The sequence below is a fragment of the Microcystis sp. LE19-195.1E genome, assembly GCF_027532095.1.
Classification (GTDB): Bacteria; Cyanobacteriota; Cyanobacteriia; order Cyanobacteriales; family Microcystaceae; genus Microcystis; species Microcystis aeruginosa.
Genome location: NZ_JAPZSZ010000318.1, coordinates 1 through 13,965, shown reverse-complemented (window position 1 = coordinate 13,965; position 13,965 = coordinate 1). Strand labels below are relative to the sequence as shown.

The window sequence follows — 13,965 nt, the reverse complement described above, 5'->3', positions numbered from 1 at the left end:
GATATTAAGAAAACTGAAGGCGAGAACTTACAAAGACTTAATAGAAGGGATTGAATTAGCTATGTTAGAAGTTACTCAAAAAGATATTCGCAATTGGTTTACTCACTGTTGCTACTGTACCTCATGAGTCAGAGAATTGCTATATTTTCGTTGAAGATATTAACTTCGTTTCCTGGTCTAGAGGGATCGTTAGAAAACAATCTCTAGATTCGGGTGTCGGTAGTTTTATTAACGAGATACTACCCTTTGTCGCTTGGAAACGGGGGAAATATTATCTTAAGGTCGATAAAAACGGAACTTCACAGGAGTGTCCTAATTGTGGCGCGATTACTGGCAAAAAGTCGTTATCGGAAAGAGTTCACCGGTGTGATTCTTGCGGTCACATCGAACCGAGAGATACGGCATCAGCAAAGGTAATCGAGAACCGAGGAAAAAATGCGGTCGGACTGACCGTGTTAGAAAACGCTCGCGGAGGCGATTTGACGGGGATCGACTGGGTTAAACCCGGTCGATCTAGTTAAAAGCCTAAGAACCGAGAATCCCCCGCTACACCGCGCGAGCGGTTAGCGGGGGAGAGTCAAGATTAGCAACAGGATTAGAACCAAAGAAACAAAAACAAGAAACTTCTGCTTGATCAGATTGGGAAACCACAAAAGCACGAAGAACAACCACAGACGACCAAGAGAAGAACGAACTGAACAATTAATGAATGCTTGTTTCCCTCATCTTTCTGGTGCAATTAATTGGGAATTCTGGGCCGATCGCACCTGGATCGTTCACGTTCAATTTGCTAAAGCTTCCAAAGGACTCCAAGTAATTGGGGGCGTTTTTTTGGCTTGATCGCCCGATTGATATAGAATCAAAAGGCTACACTCAAGATTAATCGCTTGAACTATTCTCTTGTATCTGTTCTTAAAGCCAGCGTGTGGATTGTAGATTCCCCTAATACCCGTATTTTAGCCCCTAGTGCGATCGCTCTTGGTAACTTTGATGGTTTGCACCTAGGTCATCAAACCGTCCTACAGCCAATTTTTCAGGATGGCCCCGCTTATCCCACCGTTGTTAGTTTTACTCCCCACCCGCGGGAATTTTTTACGGGAGAAAAATGGCAATTATTAACTCCTCTAGGGGAAAAGGTGGAGGTTTTAGAGAATTTAGGCGTTAAACAATTAGTTTTACTGCCTTTTTCGGCTGAATTAGCTTCCCTGACTCCCTTGGCTTTTGTCGAACAGATTTTAGTAGAAAAATTACAGGCTAAATCGATCAGTGTTGGTCAAGATTTTCACTTCGGTTATCGTCGTCAAGGTACAGCCGAAGATTTATTACAGATCGCCTCTCAATTTAATATTAAAGTCGAGATTGTTGGTTTAAAAAACTGTGGGGCGGGTCGGATTAGTAGTTCCCTAATTCGTCAAGCTTTGGCAGCAGGAAACGTTGAGCAAGCTGGGCAAATGTTAGGTCGTCCCTACAGTTTAACCGGTCGCGTGGTCGTCGGGCAACAGCTGGGCAGAACATTAGGTTTTCATACCGCTAATCTACAGGTTCCCCCCGATAAATTATTGCCGCGATTCGGGGTTTATTGCGGTTGGGTGCCTCTTGATGGTTCTCGCTTACCGGCAGTTATGAATATCGGTTATCGTCCCACGATCGAGGGAAAAACTATCAGTGTGGAAATCCATTTATTGGATTGGTCGGGCTATGTATATGATCGCATTTTAACGATGGATTTAGTGCAATTCCTGCGACCAGAACAGAAATTTAATTCTCTCGATCGATTAAAAAATCAGATCGAGATAGACTGCGATCGCTCTCGATTAATTCTAACTTCTGTAACTGACAATTCCTAATATTTTTGGTATTCTCTTTCCACTTTACCCACCGCTTTCAATAAAGGAGAATCAAGGGAATCGATCCAATCAGCTACTTCTCGCGCTAATCCTAGGCTAACAATGCCTTGAGACGGTGGTAATTGACCAGCTAAAGCCTGACTTTTGATGGTTTTCAGGACAGAAATTAAACCCTCAATCCGAGTCGATCTTTCTGTTTTCCGCATCTGTTCGGCCACGGTAATAGCTTGGTCAATTGATTGAATTAATTCCCTCATGTTCGTTTCCATAATATTCTAGCGACAGGAAAGAGATGTAACCGTTATTGCTCGCCCCTCTCCCCATTGTATATTGGCATCTCGCGAGTCTTTAATAAAAGTTTGCTGACCACCACCGGGATAACAATCAGCCGGATTCTGGGGGGCGACAATTCCTTGATAAACCGTTGTTCCCGCAGGTAAAGTCACCGATATTACTTTGGTCGCTTGATTGGGAGGAATCCACTTTTGATCGAGGGCTAAATTTCTGATCACCTCCACATTGGTGGTATATTGATCCGTGGTCAGAAAACGACCTTTTTTGTAATTTTCGTCACTATAATAACGGAAAAAAGTCTGGGGTTTTTCTAGGGTAACTGCCTGACATTGGCTATTGCGAAAAGTGATGGCAATATCTGGAGGGAGGGGACAGGAAGGGGCCTGATCTTGAGCCAATACTTTCTGAGAATTGAAAGTAAAATTTTTGGGTAAACTATTGGTTAATGTACTGGCAGCGATTCCTAAAACAAGACTAAAAACGAGCGAACTGGCTTTCATCTTCACTGATTAAGAGAAATTCTTCTCGATTTTACCGTACTGAACCGACTGAAAATCTTGATTTCGCCCACTGGCAACAATTCTTAACTAATTTTCTCCCTGCTCGCCACCCTAACCCTGATTAGCTCCCTAGCAGAAAATTTCCCGCCATTGTCTGTCAACTTTTCTCGCTAGTGTGGGCAAATTAGGAAAAGAATCGTTAAGATCAAAAAAACTTAACATTAATCTTTTTGACAAAATACCCCTTTTGTGCTATGAGAGACGCTATTGATATTTTGATGGAAAATTTGAGCCAGAGCATCGTCGGCCAAACCGAATCGATTCGCATTGTGCTGGTGGCTTTGCTCAGTGGTGGTCACGCTCTCCTGGAAGATGTCCCCGGAGTCGGCAAAACCCTGTTAGCCAAATCCTTAGCGCGTTCAATTAACGGTCGTTTCCAACGGGTACAATGCACCCCTGACCTCCTGCCTAGTGATATCACGGGAACCACGATTTGGAACCCCAACAGTCGCGAATTTGAATTTATCCCCGGCCCCGCTTTTGCTAACGTCCTGTTGGCCGATGAAATCAACCGGGCCACCCCGCGCACCCAATCGGCACTTCTAGAAGTCATGGAAGAAAAACAAGTTACCATCGATGGAGAAGCGCGGCCGGTTCCCCAACCCTTCTTTGTGATCGCCACCCAAAATCCGATCGAATATCAAGGCACTTTTCCGCTTCCAGAAGCACAAATGGACCGTTTTGCCGTTTGCCTGAGTTTGGGTTATCCCAGTGCCACAGAAGAATTAAAAATGTTACAAAGACAGCATTCTCAAGAGGCGGTTAAATCCCTAGAAGCTTGTATTTCCTTAGAACAGGTGGGAGAATTGCAAAGATTAGTCAGTCTGGTCAAGGTAGCTCCTGCTTTACAGCAATATATCGTCGATTTAGTCCGCGCTACCCGTGATCATGAAGATATTAGTTTAGGAGTCAGTCCCCGGGGTTGTGTGGTTCTGCAAAAAGCAGTTCAAGCTTACGCTTTCTTGGAAGGTCGCGATTATGCTATCCCCGATGATGTTAAGTTGATTACTCCCTACGTCTTCTGCCATCGTCTGATTCCTAGTCACGGTCGTCAAGCTAAAGCTATCGTGGAAAGACTTCTGCAATCGGTGGCGATCGAGGATCGCATCTGTGCTTAAATTTCAGTTATCGATGAATGGTAAGTTACAGGGTATTTCTAAATTCGGCCAAATTGGTAGAGCCGATCTATTAATTGCTAGTATTGCCTTAGCTAACTCAAGGCTGGAGTAAAAATATTTTGAACGTGCTTCTGTTTTTACTTTTTTTGACCATCTTTCCATGCCAGAACAGTAATCAAAACGGAGGAAGCAGGAAGCCCTCGCTTTTAGGGATGGGTATGTCACAAAGCTTCCCCTAAAAAATTAAACAAACGGTGAGTTTTCCCAGCGTCCCCCCTATTCTGAAAAAACTCACCAGAAGCCTTTATCGAATCGGTCTCCTATCCGAACTGTCCCGTATCGACCCATTCACTCTTGATTAGCGACCACCAATCAGTTGCCAGACCATCGAGGACGTACTTGTAGGGCAGCCAGCCGTAGCCAGCGCTTCCCCAGGCAGTCCCCCAGGAGTTGCGAATCAGCAAGGCACCAGTGGTTTCAATGCCACCGGGGTTAGTATTCTTAATCTTGAGGTTGTCGTCGTAACCGACCGCATCAATTGCGTGACCGCCGAGAACTCTCTCGCCCCGAGTCGGGTAAGGAATCTTGCCGGTCGTGTTGCCCTGACTGATAGAACTGTAAACAGTAAAGCCAAACATCGAGGGCAGACCTTTCGACAATTCGGTTTTAATCCGAGCTAACAGTGCGTCTCTTGCCGTCCCGGGGGGATCGAGGCGGTAGTAGGAAATCGCCTGATAGCTTTGGGCAAAAGCGTAGCAGAATGCCGACGGCTCCTTGTCATAATCAGCGATATTGTAGGGATAGTATTCTTCTGGTGGTACGCCAAACAAGGTGAGGGCGTACATTGTTGAGCGCAAGAAGGCCCCCGTATCTCCCGTCCATTTGAGCAAGTTGCGCGTCACTTTGTAAAGAAAGAGGCGCGAGGCATCTATGTGTTTGCCAAAAGCTCGCCGCTCAAAATACTCCACCAGTCCGACCCCGGCGTGGGCCGTACAAGAACCGATAGTTTGTTGATCCTCCATGGGGGAACACCACGGCCTCAAGTCCACGCTGGCTGGCAGCGCTGCTGGGGCAGATGTCGTTGCTCCCACTTTGGCCAGCATTTGCTTGACAGATGGCTGTCCCAAAGCTTGCAGTTTGGATGGTACGCGTTCAGATTGAAAAGTGACATCACGAATATCGGGATAGTCGGGCAACCATCCCATTGCGGGAATTACAAATGTTTCACTCATTTTTCCTTTCCTCCTAAGTCGTTACTCACTAGCCCTTGGCTATCTGAGAAGCCTTTACTCCCGGACTTGGAGCGTGACAGTAAATCGTTCCACAACTGACGGCTCTCCCTGCCACTCTCGCCAGAGCTTAAGCTTTAGTTGGCCTATCCCAGCCCGTTGCGCTTTAAAGGTCAGGACTCTCTGACCGCCCCCGCCGACTTTCGACTCCCCGGCAGGTACATACTCAGAGGACTGCAGCTCCACTAAATCGCCCCCGCCGCCATCAAGCGCCCACTGAAAGCCGGTAGTGGGATTCTCGTCGAGGGACAGTAGCAGTAGGTCATTGACCTGCATGGTGATGGATTTGCCGTTGTCAGTGCGAGTAAGGGTTAGCATTGTATCTTGACCGTTCCCTCCTTTCGGGTTCCACTCTGTCGCCCCACAGCCCTGGGAAAAGACCGGGGAAAGCACGAGGATTAGAGTTATGACAATCGCAACGGCCCACTTAAGAGAACGATCCATTATTTTCCTCCCTCGTCTCTATAACGGCCACAGGGATTTACTCTCGTTATTGCAGTTGGGAAATCGCGCCAAGCGCGGAACAAACTGGGAAACGATCTAATTTAATTATCTCTTGCTTTGGCCACCGAGAGATGGTAGGATGAAAGATTTGTGATTTTTCTTAATAATCGCCCTCGCCCACACGCGCCTCAAATACCCTTCAGAGCAGCCCTATCCGTAATTTGAAATAACTCCTCAATGCTCCCCCATTTCGCCCCCCTTGAGGAGGGAATTGCCAGGATCAAAACCCCTAGCGGGGGAATAACAACGACTAGCAATTAAACCCAAAACTAACCACCAGAGGGTACTAACCTGGGGACGATACCAAACCGTATCAAAAAAACCGTGGGCAAGAATTCCGGCCATAGCGGCAATTGCCCCGATTAACCAAAAGCCTTGACTATCCATTTTATCCCGTAAAAGTTTAATTTGATGGATGCCTTGGCCGATAGTTGTGACTAATAACCAGAGGAAACAGGTAAAACCAATAATTCCCGTTTCTACCATGATTTCTAATAGCACAGAATAGGCACTTAAAGCCGTGTATTTTGGCTTCATGAATAGGGGGTAAATTTTCTTAAAAGCATCATTACCCGGTCCGATGCCCAAAAGTGGATAGGTTTGAATCATGCGAATAACGGCATCCCAAACATTAATCCGAAAGTTATTACTACTATCTTCCCGTCCAGCGAAAATACTCATCACCCGAATTCGCAGCGGTTCCACCAATAAAATCGCCCCTAAAACCACCACGGCTAAACCCCCTAAAACTAAGGGTAAAAGCCATGTTTGCCAAAATAACGGTAGATAACTTTTGAACCAATAAAATAATAGCAATAAGAAGACAATTCCTAAGACCATCAAACCAATCCAACCGCCACGACTCTCGGTAAAAAATAAACAAGCGGCATTGGCTAAAGTTAATAAAGCCGCTAAAATTTTCGGTAGCCATCCCTGCCACACAAATAATGCCGCACCGCTAAAAGCAATACCAGGGAATAAATAACTAGCTAATAAATTAGGATTACCGAGATAACTATAAACCCTAGTATCTCCCGCTAATTCTGAAGTGGGATCGTTCCAAGTTGCTAACTGTTCCGCACCAAAAATTTGCTGACGAATGCCGTAGATGCTGACTGCTAAGGCGGTTAAAACTAAAGTAGTCAGAATCCAATTTGTTAGGCGTGGTGAGCGCATGATTCGGGCGGTAAAGGCAAAAAAGATGAGATTGAGAGTTAATTTAATTAATCCTTCCAAAGCTGCGGTTTTAACGGGAGAAAAAGCCGTAGAAACCGTGGCAATTCCCCAGTATAAAAGTACCAAAAGATGTATGGGTGTCACCCCGATTTTGCCTTCATCCACAAGGGTTAAGAGTAGCCAATAACCCGCTATTGCTAACAGCAAAAAACCGATTTGACTGGTGGAGAAAAACGGCGCAGTGGCGATAAGGAGAGAGATTAACAGCGCACCCATCATTTCTGTCCACTGCACAAACCAGCTACCCTGTCGCCATTGACTAAAAAGGCCGACGAAACGATGCAGATAGCTATATTTTGACCAAGAAGCGGGCGAAAAGTTCAATAGGGTGATTTGTTTCCATAAAGCATTCATAGGGTTTTTAGTTGCGGTTGTCACCATCACACTTTGATTAAGATACCGATTGTATCTTAATTGTTGACTCTTGGGAGCCAAAAGAGTTTCAGTCTGATGTCTTAGGACAGCTTCACACAGTCAAAACCTAATAGCATAACCAGTCTAAGCGTGGGGTGAACGTAAAGCTTGACCTAAACGAGTTAAGCCTTGGGAACAGTCAAAACGATCAAGATGTACTTCAATAAATGATAGGCGATCGATGTTACCCTGGGCAATCGATAAAGCCTTTTCTAATTCCCCTTCTGTCCTGACTTGACAACTCCAACTTTCCCCGTTAAATACTGCTGGTAATTGGTGATATTTCCACGGTTGTAGATCATTATAAATATTATCCTGAATTACCCGCTCGATCGTGTAACCGTCGTTATTAATTAAAAAGATAATTGGATTGAGATGGTGACGGATAATTGTCGAAAGTTCTTGGGCGGTCATTTGAAAAGCACCATCCCCCACAAAGACGATAGGACGAGTATTTGGTGCGGCAAAAGCTACTCCTAAACAGGCGGGAATTGAATAACCAATAGAGAGATAAAATGCTTGACCGATAAAGTCGGTTTTTTGGGGCATTAATAAATCAATTGTGGCAATAATTGCGTCCCCTGTATCAGAAATAACAAAAGATTCTTGAGCGATAAAATGATTCATTCGCTCATAAAAACGAGCATTAGTTAATTTTTGCTCTGGCACGGGGATGAATTCTAAATTCTTCAATTCGGCCGCAGGTTTAATCTCTAGTGTAGCCGCTTCTTTGTGACTTAGCTTATTAATTAAACCCTCGATAAAATCCCCTAGGAATACTGGTTGATAGAAGTGATGTTTAATTTTTACCTTCTCGGAATTGGCATTAATCAAATTATTGGGATTTAAATTAGCCGTAAATCCGCCTAAATTCATATCGGACATGATCGCCCCTAAACAGAGGACACAATCGGCATTTTCCACCCGTTGACTAACGTATTCGCGACTTAATGCCCCCACATAAGTGCCGATAAATTGCGGCTGCATTTCCGAAATTGACGACTTACCTAAAATAGTGGTGGCTAAGGGATAACCCGTTACTTCTAAAAGTTTCAGCAACTTATCCTGGAGTTTAAACCGATGGAATTCTACCCCTGCTAAAATAATTGGTTTTTCCGCTTTTTCTAATAAAAAAGCCGCTTCTTCAATGGCTTCTTCTAAAGCGGCGGCATCCGTGAGATTATCGGTTAAATAAATTGGCTTTTCTGAGGGGATACAGGGACGATAGACCAGATCCCGGGGAATTTCGATATACACGGGACGTTTGTGATGCAAACAAGCGGCTAAAGTTTGATCGATTTGACTGGCTGCTTGGGCAGAATTAGTGAGAATAACCGAGGCAACCGTGACTTTTTCCATGATGGAAAATTGCAGATTATAATCGCCCGTGGTGTGGTGTAATAATAAATTATCCCGGCGAATCGAGCGATCGGAAGCCCCACTAATTACCACCAAGGGAACTCTTTCAGCGTAAGCACCGACCACAGCATTAACCAGGCTAAATCCCCCGACTCCGTAGGTGACACAGACAGCACCCATCCCTTTGACTCGCGCGTAGGCATCGGCGGCATAACCCGCGTTAAGCTCATTACAGGTACAAACTAATTCGATCGGACTTTCCACCAAAACATCCATCAAATCGAGGACATAATCCCCCGGCACCCCGAAAACATGATTAACCCCTAAATTATGGAGACACTGGCATAAATATTCGCCGATCGTGATCATAGCGATTTTCTCCCCTGTGTTGGCACTTTCACGCCGATCATAACGATTTTTTCAAAAAATAGGCTCATGCCCAGTAATAAACTGGAAAGTAAAAATCAGGAAACCTTGATTATATCTAGGTGATGGTGATCAATGCTATAGTATAAAGTCTGGGGTTTTTTCTTGGGTGTAAAAAAATATCTGCGGCACTTTTTCAGGTATAATTTTTACAGGAGATTCCCTAAAACTTTCGACTTAAATAAGGCTGACTGTTAATGATTTTTACTGAATTAGTTTTGCAAAATTTCGGTCCCTACGCCGGTCGTCAAGTGATTAATTTACGTCCCGAAAAAGACAACAATCCCTGTCCGATTATCCTTTTGGGAGGCATGAATGGGGGCGGTAAAACTACTTTAATGGATGCGATTCGTTTGGCTTTGTACGGTGCGCGGGCAAAGTGTTCTACTCGCAATAATTTAAGTTATGCCGAGTTTCTCAGTCAAGCAGTTAATAATCAAGCTTCCCTCATCGATCAAGCTAGAATTGAACTGGCTTTTGAACATCTAGTTAATGAACAATGGCGACAATATCGTATCGTTAGATACTGGACAAAACAGCCCAAAGATGGTAGGGATACCCTCGGTATTTTAGATGAAGATTGGCCTGATCCCGCCTTAGCTAATACTTGGGATGAATATATTGAAACTTTATTACCTTTGGGTATTTCTAACCTCTTTTTATTTGATGGGGAACAGGTAAAAGAATTGGCAGAACAGGATGTACCTCCTGACAGCGTTAAGGATTCGATGCAGACTTTATTAGGGTTAGAATTAGCGGAAAGATTAGCCGTTGATCTTGATATTTTAGCTAGTCGCAAGCGCCGGCTATTAGCAGCAGAAAATGAACTGGCAACTATTGAAGCGATCGAGAAAAAATTAGCCCAGTACCAAGAAGATTTGGAATTGGCTAGACAAGAGATGGAAACTCAACAAAAAAATTTAGATTTGGTTAGAAATGATTTTGATGCAGTCTCGGATAAATTTCGCATTGATGGCGGAAAAATTGCCGCCGAAAGAAGTCAATTAGAGAGCAGAAAAAAGGATTTAGATAAAAAGTTAGATAAACAGAGAGAATATTTAGGTCAATTGGCGGGGGAATTTTTACCATTAAAGTTAATTTTTCCTCTCCTAGAAGCGGCTAAAATTCAGGGAGAAAAAGAGCTAAAAGTTCAATCAGCTAAGGTCGCTCAATCGGTTTTAGAATCCAGAGATAAAAAGTTACTTGCTTATTTAGAACAACTGAATTTAACTTTAGAACAATTAGAGAATATTAGAGAATTTTTACAGCAAGAAAATCAGTTTTTAGCTGAGGATAGCGATTCTTTGATTACTCCTTACTTAGATTTAGACGAGGAGGCGATCGAGTTATTAAATCGAGTCTTAACCCATCAATTACCGGCACAAATTAACCTCGCTCATCAAGCAATAGAACAATTAAGAAATCTGGAAGCTGACTTAGATAATTTAGAGCGAGAATTAGCAGTAGCAGCCTCTCCCGAAGAATACGAAACCCTGAGTAATAACTTAAAAACCGCTCAGAAAAAGTATCTAAATGCTCAGGCAGAATACGAGCAAAGCCACAAAAATTATGAGGAAATCAAAAAGAAAATTGAGAAAACTAAAAAAGAATTATTTGCCTATAGTGAGAAAGCTTTAGAATCCCAAAGTAACGAACACATCGTCAATGCTATTGTCAAAGCACAGCAAACTTTAAAAGTATTTAAAGAACGCTTAACTTTAAAAAAATTAAATAGATTAGAGGGAGAAGTGGCGGAATGTTTTCGTTATTTATTGCATAAGTCCGATCTGGTGCATAAAATAGCGATCGATGCTGATACTTTTGGTCTATCTCTCTTTGGCCCCGATGGACAAAACGTGCCTAAACACCGTCTTTCTGCCGGAGAAAAACAACTATTAGCGATCGCTTTTTTGTGGGGATTAGCGCGAGTCTCCGGACGAGATTTACCCATCGCTATCGATACACCCCTCGGACGTTTAGATTCTTCCCATCGCCATAATTTAGTTGAACGCTATTTTCCCGCCGCTTCCTCTCAAGTCATTCTCCTTTCTACCGATACAGAAATTGGACAAAATGAGCTACTCTTATTAGAAGAACAGCAAGTAATCGCCCGAAAATACCTGCTAGAATACAATTCCCAACAACGTCAAACTACTATTCACCCTGACCGCTACTTTTGGTAAGATTATGACTCAGATAAATTCCCAAGAAATTCTCCCCCAATTAACTTGAGACATCGGGCCTTACTTTCGATTTTATCGCTCAATCCAAGCTTTTGGGGGGTTCTACCCCCCAAACCCCGGAGCGCATTAGTTTTTCGGTGGGATGCTTACACGCGGATGCTGATACATCTGTAATAATTTAGGTTCTTCGTTACTTGGTATGGTTCGATAGGGTGGCATAAATCGACTAAATCTTTATCTGGCAAGAGATTTAATTGATTAGTTCGCTCTAGATCGAAAACAGTTGACAAAAATCGCAGCAACACCTGTCTCTATAAGGGTTTCATTCCTTATAACCCCGTCCATTGCATAAGACAAACCGAAGAACCATAATTTAAGAGTTACTGATAATTGCCGATTGTCGTTATTTCTGCAAATTTGAGATGCACTCATCAGTTATCATTTATCAGTTATCAGATGCGAGTTATCAGTTCACTGATTACTGTTTACTGGACGGCTACGCCGTGCCTTTGGCAACACTGAAAAAAAGCTCCCTACTTCCCACTATCCTATTAAACAGGATTGAGAATGACTAACTATTTTCTCATCAGTCAGATCGAGGTAAAATTATAGATTATGGAATCACCGATCGAACGTTTTCGACTATCTCAAACCGCCAAAGATAGCCTAATAAAATTAAAACGCTACACCAAAATTGACCAATGGAATATCCTCTGTCGTTGGGCTTTTTGTCGTTCCCTTGCCGAACCGAGTCTCCCCTCTCCCGTTCCCATTCCTGCCGATAGCAATGTAGAATTATCTTGGAAAGTATTCGGGGGAGAAATGGCCGATATTTTCCTAATTGCCCTTAAACAACGTTGTCATCAAGACGGATTAGGAACCGATAAAGAAACTCTAACTCAACAATTTCGCTTACATTTACATCGCGGGATCGGTTATCTTGCCGGGGATACCAAGCTAAAGAAAATCGATAATTTAATCGAATTAGAGAGAGAAAATCTCAGAGAATCTTAATCAAGAATGATCTGTTTTCAGGGGGAGCGCATCTCAAACGCTATTGACAATTGGCCAATTTTGTGATGGTATTTAAAAGAGGGCGGCTATCGGGGGATGAGAAAAAATGGAAAATTTAATCGAGGAAGCACTAAGCCATCGAGCGATTAATCATCCGTATTTACTTGCTTTAGAAAAAGGAGAATTTCAACATATTGATGAAGTTCTGAAAGACTTTGCCAGTCAATACGGAGCTTATAGTGACTGGTTTTCCCGTTATTTAACAGCAGTAATATCAAAGCTAGAAAATCCCACTCATCGAAATCACCTGCTGAAGAACTTAGCTGAAGAAAACGGACATCTACACGATGAAGATCTCGAAGCAATCCGTAAATTAGGTATTAAGGACGAGTGGGTACAGGAAATTCCTCACCCACAGTTATTCAAGCGTTTTCAAGAAGCGATGGGAGTAGATAGCACGCAAACGCCTTGTGTTGAAGTGGAAATCTGGCGTGAATCATTCTTATCGCTGCTCCAGAATGGAAGTTCACTCCAAGCTATTGGAGCGATAGGTTTAGGGACTGAATCTGTTGTTAAATTTATCTACAAACACATTATTGAAGCGATCAAAAAACATACATCATTATCCTTGCAGCAATATGTATTTTTTCCTTTACATACAGAAGTGGAGGATGAACACAGCTTAACTTTAGTTGAGATTGCTAAAGAATTAGCCAGTGAAAGCGAACAGGCTGTTCTGGAATTACGGAAAGGAATGTTAAAAGCCTTAAATCTACGTGCTGCTTACTGGGACAATATGTATGAACGTGCGTTGGCGTTAGATCAATCTTTGACATCATCAGACCAACTCAAGATTGTTACGCTTTTCACTAAAATGATTAAAGGCAAAAAGCTGTCTAATCAGGAACAGGAACTTTTATTGCATCAAATCAATGATGTGCGTATTGGATTGACGGAAGACTTATCTACTGTTCCAGTGGAAAAACTACTACCCGGATTGAGTTCACTTTTGCTATACGGGATGCAAAGGGAAAAGCACAAGGAAGAAGTTCTGAACTTGTTAAATTGGCTTGAAAATCCATCTGGTGAATGCCAATGCTCTCAAACAATATTAAGGCTTGCTTCACAACTTTATCATGATTTTCAAACAGTGCGACTGGGAGTATTGACTCAAAAAATTAATGAACAAAAAAGCTTGACTCATGTGCAAGAAGGTAAAGAGCTTATTTCAACAATCAGCGCCAGCAACTTAGAAGCTTTATACAACAATAAGGTTGATAAACTCAATATTGATTTTAACGTATTTCGCCTGCCATTTGATCTAGAAGTTTTAGATCCACGCCTAGTTATAGTCAAGCCAGGAAAAGCGAATGAAATGCACAGACACGCACATGAAACCGTATTTGTATTTCTTCAGGGTCAAGGAAAAGTTATTGTTGATCAATACGAAAACGAAGTCGAACCGGGTACTTTTGCTGTTATTCCCCGTTGGTGTGTGCATCAATCTGTGAACTTAGGAGAAGAAGAGCTAATTTTTCTGGCGATAGCTGATTTCGGATTAACTGGTAAAAGTTTTATGGGTAATTAGGGTTTGCTGAATAATGGTAAAAACCTTACAGGAAAGGGCTTTTAGCTTGATTGAGAGCTTCCCAAATGCACTTAAATCTGCTAGAATCTCTTAAAACCCTTGCATCACCCTTGCATCACCCTTGCATCTTCTC

At 42.9% G+C, this 13,965-nt stretch carries 11 protein-coding genes and 2 pseudogenes; 7 read left to right on the top strand and 6 right to left on the bottom strand.

Going from position 1 to position 13,965, the window contains the following annotated elements; all coding sequences use genetic code 11:
• The 3 genes and pseudogenes from O9300_RS17515 to O9300_RS17505 form a co-directional block, all read left to right on the top strand.
• Nucleotides 1-127 (top strand): annotated as a pseudogene (locus O9300_RS17515) (IS630-like element ISMae26 family transposase); the annotation flags it as partial.
• 16 nt (nucleotides 128-143) lie between these two features.
• Nucleotides 144-521: pseudogene (locus tag O9300_RS17510) on the top strand (zinc ribbon domain-containing protein); the annotation flags it as partial.
• Nucleotides 522-923: 402 nt separating this feature from the next.
• Nucleotides 924-1,847, top strand: a complete 924-nt coding sequence (locus tag O9300_RS17505) for a bifunctional riboflavin kinase/FAD synthetase (RefSeq protein ID WP_287973001.1) — start codon at nucleotides 924-926, stop codon at nucleotides 1,845-1,847.
• Here O9300_RS17505 and O9300_RS17500 read toward each other — a convergent pair.
• Both O9300_RS17500 and O9300_RS17495 read right to left on the bottom strand, forming a co-directional pair.
• Nucleotides 1,844-2,116: a hypothetical protein gene (locus tag O9300_RS17500; RefSeq protein ID WP_287973000.1), complete on the bottom strand. Its 273-nt coding sequence runs from the start codon at nucleotides 2,114-2,116 to the stop codon at nucleotides 1,844-1,846. The genes O9300_RS17505 and O9300_RS17500 overlap by 4 nt on opposite strands.
• 6 nt (nucleotides 2,117-2,122) lie before the next feature.
• Complete coding sequence (locus O9300_RS17495) at nucleotides 2,123-2,641, bottom strand: hypothetical protein (protein ID WP_287972999.1); 519 nt, start codon at nucleotides 2,639-2,641, stop codon at nucleotides 2,123-2,125.
• A 254-nt stretch (nucleotides 2,642-2,895) separates the two neighbouring features.
• On the opposite strand from O9300_RS17495, the gene O9300_RS17490 reads away from it, so the two are divergent.
• Nucleotides 2,896-3,819, top strand: coding sequence for an AAA family ATPase (locus O9300_RS17490; RefSeq protein WP_147070774.1), 924 nt, complete (start codon nucleotides 2,896-2,898; stop codon nucleotides 3,817-3,819).
• Between the two features lie 320 nt (nucleotides 3,820-4,139).
• On the opposite strand, the gene O9300_RS17485 is transcribed toward O9300_RS17490, so the two are convergent.
• From O9300_RS17485 to O9300_RS17470, 4 genes are all read right to left on the bottom strand, one after another.
• On the bottom strand, nucleotides 4,140-5,051 hold the full coding sequence (locus O9300_RS17485; protein WP_353851571.1) for a C1 family peptidase: 912 nt from the start codon (nucleotides 5,049-5,051) through the stop codon (nucleotides 4,140-4,142).
• 54 nt (nucleotides 5,052-5,105) lie between these two features.
• Nucleotides 5,106-5,426 (bottom strand): protease inhibitor I42 family protein, encoded by a 321-nt coding sequence (locus O9300_RS17480; protein WP_287972995.1) that lies wholly within the window; start codon nucleotides 5,424-5,426, stop codon nucleotides 5,106-5,108.
• Between the two features lie 360 nt (nucleotides 5,427-5,786).
• Nucleotides 5,787-7,202 (bottom strand): IctB family putative bicarbonate transporter, encoded by a 1,416-nt coding sequence (locus tag O9300_RS17475; RefSeq protein ID WP_287972994.1) that lies wholly within the window; start codon nucleotides 7,200-7,202, stop codon nucleotides 5,787-5,789.
• Nucleotides 7,203-7,346: 144 nt separating this feature from the next.
• On the bottom strand, nucleotides 7,347-8,990 hold the full coding sequence (locus O9300_RS17470; RefSeq protein ID WP_287972991.1) for an alpha-keto acid decarboxylase family protein: 1,644 nt from the start codon (nucleotides 8,988-8,990) through the stop codon (nucleotides 7,347-7,349).
• Between the two features lie 254 nt (nucleotides 8,991-9,244).
• On the opposite strand from O9300_RS17470, the gene dndD reads away from it, so the two are divergent.
• From dndD to O9300_RS17455, 3 genes are all read left to right on the top strand, one after another.
• Nucleotides 9,245-11,230: a DNA sulfur modification protein DndD gene (dndD, locus tag O9300_RS17465; protein WP_287972990.1), complete on the top strand. Its 1,986-nt coding sequence runs from the start codon at nucleotides 9,245-9,247 to the stop codon at nucleotides 11,228-11,230.
• 615 nt (nucleotides 11,231-11,845) lie between these two features.
• The gene (dndE, locus tag O9300_RS17460) at nucleotides 11,846-12,244 is read left to right on the top strand and encodes a DNA sulfur modification protein DndE (protein WP_004160206.1); all 399 of its coding nucleotides are present in this window, start codon (nucleotides 11,846-11,848) and stop codon (nucleotides 12,242-12,244) included.
• Between the two features lie 106 nt (nucleotides 12,245-12,350).
• Nucleotides 12,351-13,832, top strand: a complete 1,482-nt coding sequence (locus tag O9300_RS17455) for a cupin domain-containing protein (protein WP_287972988.1) — start codon at nucleotides 12,351-12,353, stop codon at nucleotides 13,830-13,832.
• Nucleotides 13,833-13,965 lie beyond the last annotated feature (133 nt).

Bases quoted from the DNA above. Each gene is read 5' to 3' on its own strand.
- O9300_RS17470 (WP_287972991.1), bottom strand. From the start codon at position 8,990: ATGATCACGATCGGCGAATATTTATGCCAGTGTCTCCATAATTTAGGG.
- O9300_RS17475 (WP_287972994.1), bottom strand. From the start codon at position 7,202: ATGAATGCTTTATGGAAACAAATCACCCTATTGAACTTTTCGCCCGCT.
- dndE (WP_004160206.1), top strand. From the start codon at position 11,846: ATGGAATCACCGATCGAACGTTTTCGACTATCTCAAACCGCCAAAGAT.
- O9300_RS17455 (WP_287972988.1), top strand. From the start codon at position 12,351: ATGGAAAATTTAATCGAGGAAGCACTAAGCCATCGAGCGATTAATCAT.
- O9300_RS17480 (WP_287972995.1), bottom strand. From the start codon at position 5,426: ATGCTAACCCTTACTCGCACTGACAACGGCAAATCCATCACCATGCAG.
- O9300_RS17490 (WP_147070774.1), top strand. From the start codon at position 2,896: ATGAGAGACGCTATTGATATTTTGATGGAAAATTTGAGCCAGAGCATC.
- dndD (WP_287972990.1), top strand. From the start codon at position 9,245: ATGATTTTTACTGAATTAGTTTTGCAAAATTTCGGTCCCTACGCCGGT.
- O9300_RS17500 (WP_287973000.1), bottom strand. From the start codon at position 2,116: ATGGAAACGAACATGAGGGAATTAATTCAATCAATTGACCAAGCTATT.
- O9300_RS17485 (WP_353851571.1), bottom strand. From the start codon at position 5,051: ATGAGTGAAACATTTGTAATTCCCGCAATGGGATGGTTGCCCGACTAT.
- O9300_RS17495 (WP_287972999.1), bottom strand. From the start codon at position 2,641: ATGAAAGCCAGTTCGCTCGTTTTTAGTCTTGTTTTAGGAATCGCTGCC.